Source organism: Campylobacter sp. GTC17093, assembly GCF_055397635.1.
Window position 1 is genome coordinate 931339 of the sequence record NZ_AP038832.1, and the last position, 19706, is coordinate 951044.

Below are 19706 nucleotides of genomic sequence, written 5' to 3' on the forward strand. Positions count from 1 at the left end.
AACCATCCATTTTTTTCAAACCTTTTACAATACAAAATTATATATGAGCTTCGCAGAAAATGGGATTTACTTCAATATTTGATATCAAATATTGAAGTAAATCCCTATCCTGTATTAAAATAATTTTCTACAAAAATGATTATAATCTATTTTCCAAAAAAAATCAATAAAAGAATTAAGAAAGCTAAAAAAAGATACCATTAAAACAGAAAGAGAAAACTTTGGCAATTTCTTTATTAAAAAAATACAGACTGATACAGATTTTGCAGATAAAAAATAATTTATACAGTGATTGGATTGTCGTTAAAGCTTTGGAATATGGAATAGGTATTCATCATGGTTTAGTACCAAAATATATTCAAAAAGAGATAATCAATTTTTTTAATAATGGAACATTAAAAATACTATTTTCTACAACAACTATTACAGAAGGTGTAAACACATCTACAAAAAATCTAATTGTTTTTGATAGTAAAAAAGATAAGAAAGATTTAAAAAAATTTGATGCAAAAAATATTGAAGGTAGGGCTGGAAGATTTATGCACCATTTTAGTGGCAGTGTTTTTGTAATTGATGAAGAATTTAAAGAGATTATAAACTCTGAAAATATTGGTATTAGGCATAAAAATTATGATGAAAATTCATCAAAAGATGAGGTTGATTATTTTATCACAGATAATGGCTATTTAAATAAAAAAGAGCTAACTTTAAAGAGAGATATTTTTAAACAAATTGATGATAGGCAAATTCCACCAGAAATAATTAATGCTTATAAGATTGTTTGTTACAGTGATAAAATAAAACTTTTTGATATTCTGAATAGACTAAGCTTAGACGATAATAAAAAAATAAAAAGCTTGATTGCCAAAATAAATACTAATGAGCAAGATATAAAGATTGATTTTGATGGTTTTGATTTTATTTTAAGAATAATGTCACCTATTATAAGAAATCAAAATTTAAAAAATTTAATGAATAATAAAAGTAAAAAAACTTCTTATAACTTAACTTATCTTATTTATTATTATCTTAAAGGCGGATTTAAAGGTTTGGTTGATTATAAAGTTAATAAGAAAAATATTTCAGTTGATAAAGCAATGCAAGAATCTTCAAGGTTGGTATTTAATACATTAAAATACGAACTTGTAAAATATTTGGGTGTTTTTAATCAATCAAAATATGCTATAATTATATCTATTAAAACATAGATTGTAAGGGTATTTATGAGTAGCAGAACAACCGAGCTTGACATTATAAAACAGCTATTTAATAACTTGAACGAAAAAGATAGAAGAGAATTTCTAAAAAGCATTAAAAAGGATAGCAAAGAACACAAAGTTATCAATACTCATAAAGCTAGTTGTTGTCCTCACTGTAAATCTAGCAAATTTATTAAAAATGGCACTAAAAATGGCTCTCAACGATATATTTGTAAAGATTGCGGCAAAACTTTTACCGATACAAATAAAACAATACTATATAGCTCTAAAAAAGAGATAGAAATTTGGCAAAAATATATTCATTGTATGGTAGAAAAATACTCGCTTAGAAAAACAGCTGAAATTTGCGGTATCTCTTTGCCTACCGCTTTTAACTGGCGACATAAAATTCTTGACGCTTTACAAAATATGATAAGTGAAGTTGAGCTTAATGGTGTAGTTGAAGCCGATGAAACATTTTTTGGACTATCTTTTAAAGGTCATCACAAAAATTTTAAGTTACCACGCCTAGCAAAACATCGTGGCACTAGGGCTAGTTTGCGTGGATTATCAAAAGAACAGGTGTGCGTAACAAGTGGAGTTAATCTTAATGGTTTATCTATTGCTAAAATTTCAAATCTTGGCAAACCAAAGCTTGCAGATTTACAAAAAGCATTAGATAAAAAGATAGTAAGCGATAGCGTATTAGTAACTGATAGTTTTAGGGCTTATTCAAAACTATCAAACGATATGAGCTTAAACCATATAAGAATTCCACGAAATAAGCATAAACTTGGCAATTTTAACATACAGACAATAAATAGCTATCACAGCAGACTAAAAGCGATGATAATTTATAATTTTAAAGGTGTATCAACTAAACATCTAAACAACTATCTTGTTTATCATAACTTTGTAAATTTTGCCAAAGATAGTAAAGATGATAAAGAGATAATACTCTTAGATTTTATACAAAAGACAGAGTGCGTAAGTCTAGTTAAGAGTATATCAAATAGACTAAATATACCGTTGGTGAGTTAAAATTTAAAGGATTAAAAATGTCGGAGCAAAGCATACAAAATGAACTATTTTCAAATACTGTAACAATTTTAGACAAATATGAGTGTTTAAGCTTAGGAGCTACAACCATTGGAAATTTAATTGACGAAAAATATATTGAATGTAAGAAAGTGAAAAAATCAATTAAAAATAGGGAGAAAAAGCCCGATGTTCTTATAGTTGATAACTCAAAAAGAATAATTGTGTATGTAGAACTTAAGCTACCAAGTGAATTAAATTCTGAAAAAAAGATACAAAAAACTATTGAACAAGAAATAGAGGTTGCAAAAGAGCTTGGTGTTAAAATTTATGTAGTAACTGATGGAACCAACTTTATATGGTTAAACGCATTAACAGGCAATAAAATAAAAGACGAAAATGGTGACAATATAGTTGTTCCCATAGAGCCTAAAAAAGAAGAAAAAAAGATTGTGAAGCTTATAGAAAGAATAAATATTGACATAAATGAAAACAATGACCAATTACTAGAAATAAAATATTCTGACCCTACAAGTTTGGCTATGAGTGTTGGTTCGCTTTTGCAAAAAATTAAATTTACAACTTCAAAAGATAGTTTATATACATTTGTTGAGCTTTTTTTATTTAAATATTTGTCTGATATTCAAATATTAAAACCTACTGAAAATTTTGATTATATATATCAACTATATGATAAAGATGGTAGGAACAAAGCGGAGGTTCTTTATAGATACATTACAGAATCAAGAGATAAAATTAGTAGATTGTTTCCAGAAGCAGACGATAAAACTTCTGTAATAAACGGCTTTGTGTTTCACGCTGAAAAAAATTCTTATGGAAATTACATAAGCAACAATGGAGATGAAGAAACTTTTCATTCAATTATGAATCTTTTCAAAGATTATGAAAAAAAAGAGGGAAAATTTATCAATATAAACAAAGATTTTAAATCCAAACTATTTGAAACATTTACAAAACAAGAAAAGACAAAAGAAAACGCTGGAAAATATTTCACGCCGTTAAAAATAGTTAAAGGCATGGTGAATATGGTAGATATAAAAGAAGGGGATAAAATTTGCGACCCAGCTTGTGGGGTTGGAAAGTTTTTACTTGAAGCCTCGTTAAAAATTGACGAACCTTTTGTATATAAAAATAACGAACTTGTTAAAAAAATAGAGTTGTTCGGTTTCGAAAAAGAAATGGACGAAAAAGGTTCTACAAATGGCTATGATTTGACAACTATTTTGGCAAAAGCAAACACTTTGATTTATTACTCATCTTTGTTTAAAGAAAATTATGGTTCTGATGAAGATATGCACAATATAACAAAAGAATTGTTGGATAAAACTTATTTTTCAAGCAAATCTATTCTTGGGACATTGGAGCAAGAGCCAAAAGAGATATATGATGTAATTCTTGCCAATCCACCATACTACTCAAGCGAATTAATATCTACCAAAGCCAAAAATACAAATTTTTATTCACAAAACGGTCAAGGGGTAGAGAGTTTGTTTTTAGAGTGGATTATAAAATCACTAAAACCAAATGGGGTTGCAAATATTGTTTTGCCTGATGGAATTTTTACAAATATTGGAAACGAGAAACTTCGCAATTTTATTATTGAGCGTTGTTTTATTGAGGCTATTATCTCTTTGCCTAAAAAAACATTTTTTAATACACCTAAAAAGACATATATATTAACCTTAAAAAAGAAAAAAGACTTATCTTTAATGCAAGAATATCCAATATTCGCTTATTATTGTTCTACAATAGGCGAAAGTCTTGATACAAATAGATTTGACATAGAATCTAATGATTTTCAAGAGGCTGTTAATAAATTTAATTTGTATAAAAATTGCAGTAAAATCAATATTCCAGACTATTTGAAAAGTGTTTTTTCAGATGCACGATTGAAATTTATAAAATTAGACTCTTTAAAAGCATCAAAAGATTGGATTATAGAAAATTATTGGACTGACGATGAAAAAATTAAAATAGGCGAAAAAAAGGCAAGCAACATTATGAGGCTAGAAGAATTTGAAGAATACATACAAGATGTTATACAAGATATGAATGAATATTGTGAGGCTATTAAGTGCTTATAGACAAATCTTTTACAAGCGTTAGGCTGGATAAGTTATTTTTGTGTAAATATGGAAATAGCAAATACACAAAAGCTTACTGCAACACAAATAAAGGCAATTATGAAGTTTTCGCTGGAAATACTTTGGGTAGTTTTGCTTTTATAGATGATTTTGATTATTCAGAGCCAAATTTGACTTTTTCTACTGATGGTGAGTATGCTGGTAGTGTTGTTTTAATCAATAATGAAAAGTATTCTATTGGCGGTCATAGAGCTGTTTTAAAAAAGTTAAACAATGAAGACAAAATAGACTTACAATATTGTTACCACTACTTAAAAGATAAATTATTTACTAAGGTAAAAAAAGGAAGCGTCCCCTCTGTGAGATGGAATTCCATAAAAAATATAGAAATAAAGATGCCTTTGGCAAAAGATGGAACATACGACCTTGACGAACAACAAAGATTGGCTTCAATTTATTATGAGATAGAACAAAAAAAATCTATTTTACAAGATAGAATAACAGAACTTAACAATCTAATAATTAATATAGAAGAAAAAGACAATACCAAATATACACAAAAAACCTTAGAAGAAATTATTGATTTTGAAAAATCAAAAACAAATAATAGTAAATTTACCAAAGCTTTCATAAATAAACATAAAGGAGATATTCCAGTTTATGGTGCATCAAAATTTGAATATGAAGTAGGCTATGGATATGTTCAAGACAACTTAGAAAACATTAAATATTTTGAGAACTGTTTGACTTGGAATATAGATGGCTCTTGTGGTATATTTTACCGTTCTGGGCGTTTTTCATTATCCGAGAAGGTAATCCCCTTAATTTTATTTGATAAATTTATTAATAATATAGATTTGAATTACTTAAGAAACACCCTTATGCTCTCTGCGGAATTTAATAAGTTTAATTTTTCTAATAAGGCAGGCAAAAACAAGCTTAAAAAAATAAAAATAAGCATTCCTATTAAATCAAATGGTGACTTTGACATAGAAAAACAAAAAGAAATAGCATTTAAATATATGAAACTTGATGAAATTAAAAAAAGCATAATTGAAAAAATTAAAAATCTTATTTCAATAGATATTATGTTTTAAAAGTATAGTAAATTTATAAATCAATACTATTTTTAAAAAAGCCTAAAAAATATATAATTCGTAAAAACTTTCACAAGCAAAAGATTATAAAAAAAATCAAACCAATACTTTATTTAAACAGAGCCTAAAAATTATAATAGGATTGATAAATGATAGAATATAATATTAATAAACAAATTACCGTAGAAGAGTTTAAATCATTGCTTGAATCATCTGGCATTACAAGACCTACTAAAGATATACCAAGATTACAAAAAATGCTTGATAATGCAAATTTGATTATTACTGCTTGGGATGGCGATACATTGGTTGGTATTGCTAGAAGTTTAACAGATTTTTCCTATGCATGCTATATTTCTGATTTAGCTGTATGTAAAGAATATCAATCAAAAGGTATTGGCAAAGAACTCATAAATCAAACCCAAAAATTATTGGGAGATGAAGTATCTTTAGTATTATTATCTGCACCAAGTGCAATGAAGTATTATCCTAAGATAGGTTTTTCTAAAGCAGAAAATTCGTTTTTAATAAAAAGAAAAAAGTAACTAAATACAATATATTAGGTTTAAAAATCTAAATTATATTTTATTTTATATAATTTTTAATCTCATTAAGTTCGCTATATGGCATAAATTTTGTATATCTTAATGTGATTGATATATTGCTGTGGTTCACTAACTTTTTGATAGTTGAAACGGTGTGTCATTATTTCATCAAATGTTAATGAGTTTTTGCTTTTTTTGTTTGATATTTTATCTTGTAATTCGCCATTCCTTTCTTTTATCTAGAATTCTTTTTTCTTATTAAAAGCATAAGTTACTTTTACACCTTCTGAATTTGAAAATAACATATTTTATAAACTTATAAATCTTTAAATTAAAGCTGTGATTTAGTGAAGTGAGTTGTAGCAAATACAAAAACAAAGCTAGACGCAGATAAACATGTGGCTAACTATATCACAATATAAATAAACAGAACCAAGAAATTTAAAAATAAAATTATTAAATTTCTTGTATCATATGTAAAATACAATTTAAAGGTAAAAAATGAAAAATTTCTTTATGCGCTCAGCGATTGTTATAGTACTTATAATTCATATTTTGCTAGCGCTTTTGGTTAATTTTACTATGCCAAGCTATAAAGCTCTTCATATCGTAGGCTCAGAAGTTAAACGCATGGATAGCGATGGATTTATAAATAAAGATCGTGTCGCAAATAGTTCAGTTCGAGATGTATATTTTATATATGCGAAATTTCCTGATAGTGATAAGGTATTATCATTCCGCAACGAAGATACACGCTGGGGTTTTCCATTTTATTTTAAATTTGATTCGGCTGATTTACAAGCTAAGGCATCTGCTTTTGCTGAAGAAAAAGCACTTGTTGAGGTTAAATACTATGGTTGGCGTATTAAAGTTTTAGATGAGTTTTTCAATGTTGTTTCCATTAAAAAAATTGCTAGTATAAATGATACTTCAAATCCTATAGTAAGCTATATACTTTATGGTTTGTTGGTAGTTTTATTTATATTTACAATAATTTTTATAAAAAAAAGAGTGTTTGAAAAGTAATAGCTGATATATAACATTTTATGATTTATATTGTGTAAGAGTGCTTGGTATTTTTAGGATTACATAAAAGACTTTCAAAAGGAATCGCACTCTTGCAAGAGTCGATGTGCTGTATTTAATACACAGAGTAATCTTACGCTAGAGCTATATAAAATTAAATCTACTATATTTATAATAGTCATTGGAAAGTTTTATATTATTAAGTTAAAGCGTGCTAAAGAATTAAATATTATAAAATTAATTTTGCAAATTCATAAATAATATTGTTAACCAAATTTTAAGTAAATAATAGGTAAACTATCAAATAATGATATAGATTATCATAATTATATTAATTAAAATATAAAAAGGTAAAATATGGAAATATTAAAATATAATGTTGAATTTATTATTATTACAATATTAGGTTTTATGGGATTTTTAACATTAGTATATACTTTTGAAAGACTATATTTTTATTATAAAATAGATACTAGTTTATATGAAAATGAAGAATCTCTAGAAATAGAACTTACAAAAAATTTAACAACACTTTACATTATTTATTCAAATGCTCCATATGTTGGTCTTTTAGGAACAGTAGCTGGTGTTATGATAACATTTTATGATATGGGCATGAGTGGTGGTATAGACGCAAAAACAGTTATGATGGGTATGAGTTTGGCGCTCAAAGCCACGGCTATAGGACTTTTGGTTGCCATTCCAACGCTTATGATTTATAATGCTTTTTCTCGCAAAATTGAAGTTATGCTTGCAAAATTTAGAAATAGTAGGCAATAGTGAAAAATAAGCTTAAAAAAGATGGTTTAAATATTATTCCTTTTATTGATATTATTCTAGTTTTGCTTTGTATTGTTTTGAGTATTTCAACATTTATCGTTCAAGGTAAAATTGAAGTCAATTTACCGCAGTCAAAAAGTGGAACAAAAAGTCAAGAAGATATAAAATTTATTATACTAGTTGATGCAAATAGCAGCATTTTTCTAAACGAAAAGCCTATTGATATTGATGAGCTTTCAGCTAAGATTGACAAAATAGATGCAAATACCACCGTAATTTTAAAAAGTGACAAAGAGGCTAAATTTGAACGATTTGTCCAAATAATTGATATTTTAAAACTAAAGAAACACGATAATGTTATTGTTGCAACAGAAGTTAGAGAATAGAAGTTTTTTGGTAGGTATTTTATTTGGAACTTTGATTTATGTTCCAGTTATTATTGGATTTTTATATCTAAAATTACCAAAAACCACACCACATGTTTTAAATGCAACAAGAATTAATCTTGAGATATTTGATATAGCTGGAGGTTTAAATGATTCATCGCCTGCTAAAGATATAGTTAATACAATAACAAACGAAACAGTAAGTAAAGTTTCTAATAAAAAAAATACAGAAAAATCAATCATAAAAACCGCCAAACTCGAACAAATAACAGAAACAAAACCTAAGAATACACTTATAAAACACGAATCAAAATTGGTACATAAATCCATTGTAAAGTCGAAACAAACTAGAGAACAAACTAGAGAACAAACTAGAGAACAAACTAGAGAACAAACTAGAGAACAAACTAGAGAACAAACTAGAGAACAAACTAGAGAACAAACTAGAGAACAAACTAGAGAACAAACTAGAGAACAAACTAGAGAACAAATTGATGACAAAAATAATAATCAAATCGCAGAAACTGGTGGCTTGAATGGATATAACCCAAGTGCTAACAAAGTCGCTTCAAGTACAACAACAAATGAGAATACTATTCAAGCTTTGAGTGAAAATGAGAAAGATAGTATTGGTGCTTTGATACAAGCCATAATTGCAAAAGAAGCAAAGAAAAATTATCCACAAAAGGCTAGAATGCTATGTCAAACTGGTATAACCACTGTAAGTTTTGAGTATGCTCCTGGTAAGAAAATTGTAAATATAAAAGTATTAAAGTCTTCAAATTACGAAATATTAGACAATACAGTGATTGCAATAATCAAAAAAGTAAAAGATCGCTTTCCGGATATAAGAACTAGCACTACATTTACAATACCTATAAAATTTACCATTAGATAAAATATAATTATTTATATATAAATATTATTTGTTGTGACTTTATATCCAGGTAAGATAAAAAATATTAAGTATTTGAATAATTTAATAATAATTATCAATATTAATATAAATTTAATATAAATATATATAAAATACAATCTTAATATTTTTTGTTTGAGGAATTGTTTTGTCGAATAAAGTTATATTTATTTTAAGAAATAGTATTGCATTAGTTTTTGGTTTGTTTATAGCATATAAATTTGCTATAAATTTGCCCAAATTAGAGTTATTTCATGTTAGTTATAAACTTATTGCCGCTAATCTCATTTTTATATTAATAGCAACTTTTTGGTTTATTATTAGTCAAAAATTTAATATAAAACTACTTCTAATAACAACTGTAATTTTCCTTATAATAGGAATTTGCTTATGAAAAAATTTCATATTTATTTTGGATTATTTTTTTCGTATATATGTTTTTTTATATTTTTTACTGCATCTTTTGGTTATTTTAAAAATGAATTTAATTTATATATGCAACCAAATTTATATACTCTTGAATATAAAAACCAACAATATATAGATATAGGCTTAAATTACCTTAAGGAAAAACACCAAAATGCTGATTTGTGGGAAATAACCCCGCCAAGTAGCCTTAAGCCATACGTCGCTGTTTCATGGAATGATGATAAAAAAGTGCTTCAAAAAAAAGCTAATCGTCCACAAGTTAGACTTGATTCAAAAACAGGAGAGATTATAGGGCAACATTATACATATGGTATAAATTTCATTTCATCTATGCATTATAATTTATGGTTTGTTGATAAAAAAATAGCTAGGATAATAATGGCTATTTTTGGTTTAATTTTTTGGTTTTTGTTATTAAGTGGCATTATTATTCAATCAAGAAAAATTTTTAAAGATTTTTTTACATTAAGAGCACAAGTATTTTTGATGGATGCTCATATAATAACGGCTGTAAGCGGAATAGCTATATTTACTACTCTTGTTTTAAGCGGAATTTATATTATAACTTCCAATTTGATAACACCAATATATCAAGATATTGGCGAGCAAAATAATAAAATAATGCAAGAAAAATTTAAAAAACAAGCTATAACTAAAATAGAGGAAAGAAAAAATACCAAAGATCAAAATTTGACATCTATTGCTAAACAAAAAACGGCAAATAAATTTACTCCAGACAATAAACGCATAAAAGAACTTGTATTTAAAAATGATAAACCTATAAAAAGCATAAAAATTCAAAGAGAAAAAGCTGATAATGGTTTTTTGCAAATTGACTATGTTTCTAATAGGTATTTTACAGATGATGGCATAGCATTTAGCGCAATTGCATATGATATAAATAGTGGCAAAATTGTAGATGAAATAGAATCATCTAAACTAAACGGAGCTAAAAAATTTACTAGTTTTATAAAAGTTTTTCATAATGCTAAATTTGCTAACGGTAGTATAAATTTATTATTTTTTATTTTCGCAATGCTTGGTGTAGCTATGTGTGTTACTGGAACGCTTTTTTATCAAAAGAAAAATAATCTTAAGACTATTAAAGTACTAAACAATACAGTTTATATAGGGCTTGTTTTGGCTGTAGGAATTTATTTATTTAGCAATCAAATAATTGACTCATCTATACCTAAAAGGCTTATTTATACCACAAATTCATTTTTTATAACTTTGGCTATTTTGCTTATTGTAAGCATAGTTTTTGTTAAAAAGCCACTATATGAAATTACATCTTTTGTTACGAGTGGTATATTTTTGTTGATTAGTGTAGTTGGTGTATTTCAAGGAGCGTTGATGAATATAGAAAGCATTAAAATAACTATACTTTGTCTACTTTTTTCAACTTTTTTTACATATATAGGTTTTCAATTTAAAAAGGTTGGCATATGAGTATAATTTTTGGGATTTTAACAGTAGTTTTTGGATATTTATCAAAAATAAATCCAAAATTTAAAATAGGAGTAATAGGGGTTATTACTATTTTTATGGTCTATTTTGCCCTAAATAACAACAAACTAAATGATTTTTTATATTATTTTTTCTTTTTGGGTATCGCTCAAGTAATAATAGCTTTTAATAAATTTTGCACAAAGGATATATATGGGAAATTTTTTGCAAGGAAGAACAAATGAATAAACAAATTTTTTTAAATTTGTGTTGTATTGTAGTTATAAATCAAGCAAATGGCTATGATGAGGTAAATTTAGAAGGTGTTGAGGTGGTCTCTAGTCAAAACAACGCCGTTTCTACTCAAGGCAAATTTTCAAATTCAACAAATTACTCAAGAGAAGCCCTTGATAATATTCCTAAAGGTGATGGCACTATATCAGATATTGTAAAAAGAAATCCAAATGCTAGGATTAGTAGAAATCAAAGAACTTCGGCAAACGGTGGCGAAATTCAGCCACAAAATATTTCAATAAATGGTGCTGAGGTTTATCAAAATAACTTTATTGTTGATGGAATTAGTGTTAATAATGATATAAATCCACTAGGCAAAGATATTACTGTTGGAGAGGCTGCAAATTTATCACCATTTTTGCCAAATCCAAGTCAGGGTATGAATATTGATACTGATTTGCTTGAAAGCATAGAAGTTATGGATAGCTCCGTTTCTGCTAAATATGGTGGATTTCAAGGCGGTGTAATAAACGCAAAAACAAGAGATCCAAGAGCAGGATTTCATGGAAAAATAAATTATTTACATACTGAGGATAGTTGGCAGAAATTTCATATAGATGATAAAGAAATAGATGATTTTGAGTATGCTACAAATCCTGATTATCAACCTGACTTTAAAAAACATAAATATGGTATAACTTTAGAAGGTTTTTTAAATGATGATTTTGGTTTGATATTTAACTACAACCAAACTTTGTCTTATATATGGCAAAGAAAATATTCAACTAATTATGAAATAGCTGAAAAAAGAGATGAAAAACGAAAATTAGAAAGAAAAAATGAAAATATATTTTTAAAAGCCGTTTGGTTTGCAAACGACAGATTGACAATTCGTCCTAGTATAACTTATGCACCATATGAAGCAAGTTATTATAGTTTAGGTGGATATAACGCTGGAGCTGATGTTAAAGGTGGTGGGTTAATTGGAAATTTAGAAGCAGATTATGCTTTTGATATTGGAAATTTGACTCAAAATTTTTCTTATAATACAACAGAAATGTCAAGAACCACAGACAGCGATAGAATGTTTGTATGGTATAAAACAAAAGATATGCAAGGATTTAGCAGACGAACTACAAATACGATAATTGATGGCGTAGGTGGTGATGTAGACCAAAAACAAGATAAAATTTCATACTCAGCTGATATGAAATTCAATGAAGTTTATTTGGGCGATACTTCTCATGGTATAATTACAGGCTTATATTTTGATAAAACTAAAGCTACATACGATATAAAAGAGCCATATTTTCATGCGGTTTCACCAGTAAATTTGGGCAAATATAGATGCTTGCCTGGAGATATATTTTGTAGTGAAGCAGAGATTGTAGCTGCTGGTAAAACTAGATGGAGAGGTCAATATTTCAAAGAATATAATTATTACAAAGGAAATGTTGATGTAGAAATGAAAAATTTTGCATTTTATCTAGAGGATGAAATGAATTGGAAAAATTTTACTTTAAGACCCGGTTTTAGAGTAGAAAAAAATGATTATATGGGAGATTGGAATATTGCTCCTAGACTAAGTGCTAATTGGGACATATTTGGAGATAACGATACAAATATTTTTGGTGGATATAATCGCTATTATGGTAGAAGTATATTTGCTTATAAGTTAAAAGCAGGCATGAATTCGCTAAAAACCCAATATAAAAGGGATAACCCAAACTCACAATGGGAATTAGACAAGAGCTATGCGGAAAACTATAATTATAACAAGTTAGATGTTCCATATGATGATGAATATGCACTTGGAATTTCTCAAAATATCAATGATAGCTTTTTGCTAAGTTTGAAGTATTTAAAAAGATATGGAAATAACCTTATAAGAAAAACAAATGCCAAAAATATGAATGCACCTGCTGGTAATGGTAAGGATTTAACTACAAATTATAGTTTTTATACAAATGAAGGTGAAAGTAGGGCAAATATTTATACAATTAAATTAGGTACTATTAAAAAACTTGAATTTTTAAATACAAAAAATAGTTTTAATATATCTTACAACTATACAGATACAAATAGAAATTATAATAATTACGATGATATGTTTGATAATTATTATAATGATGCAAAAAAGGTTGTGTATAATGGAAATTTGATACATACTACCGAATTACCACAGAATACAAACGATACTCCATGGACAACAACAGCTACGGTAGTTACTGAAATTCCAAGAGTAAATTTAACTATGGCAAATTTCTTTACATTACAAGGTGGATATGATGCTGTTGTCATAGATGGCAAAACAACTATAAATGGCGAAACATACACCAAATACAAAGATAAAAAAATAGATGAAGCTTTTGCTTGGGATATGAAATTTATATTTGATATGCCAATGCCAAAACAAACAAGCGCATATATAAGTTTAGATATAAACAATGTTTTAGACGAAGATAATATAGTTGACATAAGCGATAAGGGTATTTCAAGCTATGGCGCAGGAAGACAATTTTGGTTAGAAGTAGGTTACAAATGGTAAAAAATGTTATAGAATGTATTAATCTTACGCATTGCTACGGTAAAAAGAAAATTTACAATGATTTAAACTTTACTTTACAAAAGGGTAGAGTTATGGGTTTGCTTGGTAAAAATGGTGTTGGCAAAAGCACAACCATAAATATTTTGATGGGGAATTTAAAACCAACTAGTGGTAAATGCTTGATATATGGCGAAGAAAGTAACTGTTTGAGTTCAAAAACAAGGGCAAAAATAGGGCTTTTATATGAAGGTCATGTTACATATGATTATTTAAAGATAAAAGACCTTTACAAAATTTATGAAAGTCAATATAAACATAGTTTTAAAAGCGAAAGATTTTGGGAACTTTTTAAATACTTAGATGTTAATCCTGAACAAAAAATTTCTACATTATCATGCGGACAACGCTCGCAAATTGTATTGGGGCTTATTTTTGCAAGCGACCCAGAACTTCTTATATTAGATGATTATTCTCTTGGACTGGATGCTGGATATCGCCATCTTTTTATTGACTATTTAAAAGATTTTATTAAAGATGGTAAAAAAAGTGTACTTATGACGACGCATATAGTAAATGACCTCACAAATTTATTAGATGAGATAATTATTATGAGAAAAAATAAAGCTCCTTTGAAAACCAATTTTTCTAAATTTATGAGCGAATTTAAGGGTTATTCACTCCCAAAAGATAGTGATATTTCAAATATCAATGGAGTTGAGAGCAGTGTAGTACTTGGAGATGATATAAAAATTTATGGTTTTTTTGATAAAACACCGCTAAATGCAAAAGAGTTGAGTTTAAATTTTGAAGAAGCATTTTTAGGCTTTACTGGGAGATACTAGATGATAAGAAAAGAATGGTATAAATTTAGAGAAATTTTTATAGTTTTTACTGTTTTGGTGCTATGTTTTACTATATATATTGCATTTAAAAGCTATAGTTCGGGGCATGAGGCATATTTAGAAAATTTAATATTTATATATGAAAAAGGTTTTACATTTTTTCATATTACGGATTTAAATTTAGTATTTGCTTTTTTTATGGGGGTGAGTGTATTTTTAAGGGAGCGAATTTTTGGTAGACTTAGAATATCGCTTCATTTTCCAAATCATATTTTTGTAAATATTTCTTACATAGTTGGTGTTGGGCTTATATTTCTAGTACTTGTCTATATAATAGAGTTTGTAGCAATAAATAACATATATAGTTATTATACAGATGAGATAATGAGTGTTATAAATTTTACGCTTATGCTAAATTTTGCTTTTGGTATGGTTTGTTATTTAATGTGTGGATGTGTGATTATAGAACCACTAAAAATAAATGCCGGAGTAAATTTTGCTATGTTTTTGGCATTTTTACTAATTTATTATGAGTTAAATCCAGATATTTACGAGATTAATAGTTTTTATTATAACGAACTTGGATTTTACTATTTTTTATGTGCTTTAATATATGCTATATCCGCTATATTTGTAGCCTTTAGAAATTATAAGATAGGGTATATAAGATGAAATATATACAAATGATTATTGTAGTTATTGTTCTTAGTATATTTGTGCCACGAGTTTTGGATGCTGGCAAAAAGAGCGATAATGTAAATTTAAGTTATAGCGAAACTTTTGATAAATTTATTGTTATGTTTAAAGGTGTTGATAATAAAACTCTACAGTATCAAGTAGAATTTGAAAGCAATATAACATTAGATGAATATATGGAAAATTTACCATTTAAAACATATAATTATTTGCTTTCAAAAAATAAATTTCCTGCTAAATTTAGCCAGTGGGCAGATAGTGAGTTGATAAGAAAAAACTCTCAAACTATAAATATAAAGCCAGATTCTAACTATAATCAAAAGCAAATTCCATTATATACCATTTTTGAGTCAAAACCAAAATACTTAAGACTTGGATATAGTAAATTTGGTATTACAAGTGATAAAAATGGTATAAATGTTATAGATATGAATATAAATAAAATCGATGATAACAGAAGTCAAAATTTTACTGGTATATTAAAAAATTTAGAATTTAAATTTCCTATCAAAAACTACTTTACCAATCCATCAACAAAAAAACCTTTTGATGAAGGAGCTTTTATACAAGATGATAAAGATGAAATTTATCATGTTAAATTAGTAAATGATGAAATTGTTGCTAAAAAAACCATGATTAAACAAAAAGTAGATTTTATGTCGGTAAATGAAAATACAAGGCGCGAATTTTACGGTGTTTTAATAAGTGGTGGTGTTGTTAGTTTAGTGATTTATGATAATTACAAGCTAGTAAATTTGCCAAGTCAACATTATGATCCGACAACTGATAAATTTAGCTTAACTATAACTCCTGTGAGTAAATATCTTGTTATAGAAAAAGACAGTGGCTCATACGCTTATAAATTTGATGAAAACTACAAAATAGAGCGAGAGTTTTACTATCCAATAAAAGAAAAAGAATATATTTTAAAAGAATGGATAGTGCCTTTTGAATTAAGTTTAAAACCTAGCTACAGATATGAGTTTGAGATTAAATTTCATCAAAAAGCCTTTATTTTAAATGTGCTTTTGGCTATATTGACGTTATTATTGTATAGACGCAATAATAACGGATTGGCAAAAGTTGGAATCAGTTTAGTTTTTGGAATTTATGGGTTTGTAACTTTGATATTGATTTAATGCAGTATTATATTGTTTTTTAAACCCACTGTAAATATGGATATAAAATAAAGACACCATAAAATAAACTGTATAAATAATGTTTAGTCTTTATTAATAAAGTGGAATATTTCTTGCTTATCCATACATATAAATCATATTTTTATCAAAGGATAAGTAATGAATGATATATCTTTAGAAAATTCTCGCAATTACGAATCTTTGGTAAACAAATCAAAAGAAATAAAAGCTAGTAAAGAAATAGGCGGAACTGCATTTGGCGAGATACTATTAGCTCAAAGCTCGAATTTAGAAACTTTTAATGCTAGCTTAAAACTGATTCAAGAGAACTCAACGCTAACTACTAATAATGGTGGATTAGATATAAGAATTTAAATAATTTAGTTTGTTTAGTTGTTTGTTCTACATATAATCTCTAAAGAAATTTCTTTTTTACCGATTATATAATATAAGAAAAAGAAATGTGAAAGGATTCATCATGACTGTTTCAAACAACCCTATAAATTTTAACTTAAGATTTTCATCATCAAACACTACTAAAATATCAAATAATAATGAAATAAACTCTACAAATACAACAAACGATAATAACACTGTATTTGGTTACAAGATTGATAAAGATGGATACTTTACAGAAGAACTAAATAAAGCAGCAGGAATTCCTGCTGACTTTAAAATTCATTCAGATACTATAAAATCTTTAGTAAATGTAAAAACCAATAAAGATAATCCTATGAGGTCATTTAAAAGTATAGATATAGCAAAAACCATAGGTAATGCATATAAAATACTATCTCAAGTAGTAGGAGAAGATACCCTAAACTAAAAAGATAGCTTCTCTAAAGAAGATATAGCTAAATTTCCTCAAGGTTATGAGTATAATACAAAAACACTTAAAGTAGATAAAATATATAATTCTTTGCGTGACTATGTTTCAGATAGAATGGGCTTTGATGGAAGAAATAGTAATCAGTATATGACAACAACTTTTTATAACCAAACAGAAATGGATTATTTTTCAAATGGCTACAAATTAGAACCGACTACTGATATATTTAATAGTAATATGGGTGGTAAAGAGCATTTAAAAAGCGGTATGTATTTTAGCACAAATGCAGATAAATATACAAATAAAGATGGAACTATCTCAAAAGGTGGTTTATTAGTAGGCATCATTAATCAAAACCTTGATGTAACAGAAGGCGAAACAACTTATATAGGTAGTTATGTAAATAATTATGACAAAAATTTAGATGCTAGGGAATACGATGCTCAAATAAAACTTTGGAGATTAAACCATGATCCTAAAACTATAAGCAAAAGCGAATATAATAATTTATCAGATGATATGAAAAAGTTTGTAGATTTTACAAGAAGACTAAATGGTCTTCCAGCCCAACCTCAAGGCAATGAAAACCAAGACGACAAAGACCAACTAAAGATAAAAGATCCACTTGCATTACTATTTGAACAAATAAATAAAGATAGAAAAGAGATGTTAAAACACTTAGCTAAAAAAGCAGAAGAAAATAGACTAGAACAAATTAAAGCAATGAGAGAAAACTTACAAGGTATAAATTTAAAAGATTTATCTATAGCTTCTAAAAATTCATTAGAAGATATGCTAATTTCTTAAATGAATTATCTAACTCTTATAATATAAAACTAGATAGAAATTTAATCAAAAATGCTTTTTTAAATATGTTTAACAGTAGTAGTAAAACAGATGATATGAGTATGTTTGATGTGAAGGTGTAGTTTTTGTAATAGATTGTAATTATAAATTATCGGTATTTAACGATAAATCGTAAATTTCACTTTCATTTTTATAAATTTAACTGATTAAATAAGTATTTTTATAAGATAATATCGTTTATATTAAAGTATTAAGTTATATTATATTTTATTAAGTTATAATTTGATAAAAATTATTAGTTTAAAGGATTTTTTTATATGGGTTTTAAAACAAAAATTTATACTGTTTTAAGTATTTTGTTGTTTCTTGGTTATGGGGTTTTTAGTTCTGTAAATTATTATCAAAGTAAAAATAAGCTTAACGATAATATAAAAAATAATCTTATTAATACTGTCGATTATAACACTAACTATATAAAACTTTGGTTAGAAAGTTCTGTAAGTACCATTGCTTCTACTGCAAATACAATCTCTGAATTAAATACACATGAAAAACATATCATATTACCATACTTAAAAAGAGATGTTAGAGATTTAAAATCTCTCCTTGTATATGTAGGATTTGAAAACAATGAATATATAGATAGTGCAGATTGGGTTCCTGGTAGTGATTATATACCTACTCAAAGAGGATGGTATAAAGATGCAAAATCACTAGGGAAATCACTTATTACAGATGTTTATATTGGAGCTTCTATACCAATTCCTATGATATCGGTTGTTTCTCCAATTTATAAAAATTCAAAACTAGAAGGTGTTGTTGCTACCGATATTGGTTTAGAAAAATTATCTGAACTCACAAAAAATATAAATATAGATGGTGGGTCGCTTTATATACTTGATAACAATGGCATGATAATTGGATATAAAGATTCTAAAATTGTTGGTAAAAAATTTGTAGAAGTATACCCTCAAATTAAAAAAATTGCAGATGAGATATATTCTAAAAATGATGATTTGCTTGAGTATGAACTTGATGGTAAAAATAAAATCATGATTTTTAATACATTGCCAGAAACTGGCTGGAAAGTTATGGCGACAATTGATAAGGGTATAGCTTATAAAGATTTAAATACTCAACTTAGAAATTCGGTTATCTTATCAATCATAGCAATAATCTTAAGCATCACAGTAGTCATGAGTGTACTAGCAGTTTTATTTAAACCACTAAGCAGATTATCTTTAATGATAAAAGACCTTGCAGTTGGCGAAGGAGATCTAACTAAAAGACTTAATGTAAATGGCAAAGATGAAATAGCTAATATGGGTAAAGATGTAAATACATTTATACAAAAGATTCAAACCCTTATAATAAACTCAAAAGCAACTAGCTCTGAAAACGCTTCAGTTGCAAATGAACTATCTCAAACATCTCTTGCAGTTGGAAAGAAAGTTGAAGAAGAAAGTGCAGTAGTAAATAATGTAACAAAAGATGGAGAGCAGATCATTCATGATATAAGCTCTTCTGTTGAGAATGCTGAAAATAATGCTAAAGAACTATCTAAAGCTAATGAGAACTTAGAGAATATCAAAAATGATATGATAAAACTAAATGCAGTTTTAAGTAATATCTCTCAAAAAG

At 27.1% G+C, this 19706-nt stretch carries 16 protein-coding genes and 2 pseudogenes; all 18 read left to right on the top strand.

Features of this window, described 5'->3' with window-relative positions; genetic code table 11:
- Positions 1-221 precede the first annotated feature (221 nt).
- Complete coding sequence (locus ACZ5VL_RS04810; protein WP_464197841.1) at positions 222-1208, top strand: helicase-related protein; 987 nt, start codon at positions 222-224, stop codon at positions 1206-1208.
- Positions 1209-1223: 15 nt separating this feature from the next.
- Entirely contained in the window at positions 1224-2240 is a 1017-nt protein-coding gene (locus ACZ5VL_RS04815) for an IS1595 family transposase (RefSeq protein ID WP_464197843.1), read from the top strand.
- Between the two features lie 17 nt (positions 2241-2257).
- The gene (locus tag ACZ5VL_RS04820; protein ID WP_464197845.1) at positions 2258-4342 is read left to right on the top strand and encodes an HsdM family class I SAM-dependent methyltransferase; all 2085 of its coding nucleotides are present in this window, start codon (positions 2258-2260) and stop codon (positions 4340-4342) included.
- Positions 4333-5439: a restriction endonuclease subunit S domain-containing protein gene (locus ACZ5VL_RS04825; RefSeq protein WP_464197847.1), complete on the top strand. Its 1107-nt coding sequence runs from the start codon at positions 4333-4335 to the stop codon at positions 5437-5439. Before ACZ5VL_RS04820 ends, ACZ5VL_RS04825 begins: the two co-directional genes overlap by 10 nt.
- Before the next feature lie 149 nt (positions 5440-5588).
- Positions 5589-5984, top strand: coding sequence for a GNAT family N-acetyltransferase (locus ACZ5VL_RS04830; protein WP_464197849.1), 396 nt, complete (start codon positions 5589-5591; stop codon positions 5982-5984).
- Positions 5985-6485: 501 nt separating this feature from the next.
- Positions 6486-7010 carry a DUF1523 family protein gene (locus ACZ5VL_RS04835; RefSeq protein WP_464197851.1) on the top strand — a complete coding sequence of 175 codons (525 nt, stop codon included), beginning with the start codon at positions 6486-6488 and terminating at the stop codon, positions 7008-7010.
- Positions 7011-7367: 357 nt separating this feature from the next.
- Positions 7368-7790 carry a TonB-system energizer ExbB gene (gene exbB, locus ACZ5VL_RS04840; protein WP_464197853.1) on the top strand — a complete coding sequence of 141 codons (423 nt, stop codon included), beginning with the start codon at positions 7368-7370 and terminating at the stop codon, positions 7788-7790.
- Positions 7790-8176: a TonB system transport protein ExbD gene (gene exbD, locus ACZ5VL_RS04845; RefSeq protein WP_464197855.1), complete on the top strand. Its 387-nt coding sequence runs from the start codon at positions 7790-7792 to the stop codon at positions 8174-8176. The genes exbB and exbD overlap by 1 nt, the downstream gene beginning before the upstream one ends.
- 7 nt (positions 8177-8183) lie before the next feature.
- Complete coding sequence (locus ACZ5VL_RS04850; protein WP_464197857.1) at positions 8184-9074, top strand: energy transducer TonB; 891 nt, start codon at positions 8184-8186, stop codon at positions 9072-9074.
- A 408-nt stretch (positions 9075-9482) separates the two neighbouring features.
- Positions 9483-10973, top strand: coding sequence for a PepSY-associated TM helix domain-containing protein (locus ACZ5VL_RS04855; RefSeq protein WP_464197859.1), 1491 nt, complete (start codon positions 9483-9485; stop codon positions 10971-10973).
- Positions 10970-11215, top strand: coding sequence for a hypothetical protein (locus ACZ5VL_RS04860; RefSeq protein ID WP_464197861.1), 246 nt, complete (start codon positions 10970-10972; stop codon positions 11213-11215). Before ACZ5VL_RS04855 ends, ACZ5VL_RS04860 begins: the two co-directional genes overlap by 4 nt.
- The gene (locus ACZ5VL_RS04865) at positions 11212-13752 is read left to right on the top strand and encodes a TonB-dependent receptor plug domain-containing protein (protein ID WP_464197863.1); all 2541 of its coding nucleotides are present in this window, start codon (positions 11212-11214) and stop codon (positions 13750-13752) included. The genes ACZ5VL_RS04860 and ACZ5VL_RS04865 overlap by 4 nt, the downstream gene beginning before the upstream one ends.
- Complete coding sequence (locus tag ACZ5VL_RS04870; protein WP_464197865.1) at positions 13746-14594, top strand: ATP-binding cassette domain-containing protein; 849 nt, start codon at positions 13746-13748, stop codon at positions 14592-14594. Before ACZ5VL_RS04865 ends, ACZ5VL_RS04870 begins: the two co-directional genes overlap by 7 nt.
- The gene (locus tag ACZ5VL_RS04875; RefSeq protein WP_464197867.1) at positions 14595-15266 is read left to right on the top strand and encodes a hypothetical protein; all 672 of its coding nucleotides are present in this window, start codon (positions 14595-14597) and stop codon (positions 15264-15266) included.
- Positions 15263-16429, top strand: coding sequence for a DUF4857 domain-containing protein (locus tag ACZ5VL_RS04880; RefSeq protein WP_464197869.1), 1167 nt, complete (start codon positions 15263-15265; stop codon positions 16427-16429). The genes ACZ5VL_RS04875 and ACZ5VL_RS04880 overlap by 4 nt, the downstream gene beginning before the upstream one ends.
- A gap of 159 nt (positions 16430-16588) precedes the next feature.
- Positions 16589-16804 (top strand): hypothetical protein, encoded by a 216-nt coding sequence (locus ACZ5VL_RS04885; protein WP_464197871.1) that lies wholly within the window; start codon positions 16589-16591, stop codon positions 16802-16804.
- A 103-nt stretch (positions 16805-16907) separates the two neighbouring features.
- Positions 16908-18065, top strand: a pseudogene (locus ACZ5VL_RS04890) (Cj0814 family flagellar-dependent secreted protein).
- 317 nt (positions 18066-18382) lie between these two features.
- A pseudogene (locus ACZ5VL_RS04895) lies at positions 18383-19366 on the top strand (cache domain-containing protein); the annotation flags it as partial.
- Positions 19367-19706: the final 340 nt, after the last annotated feature.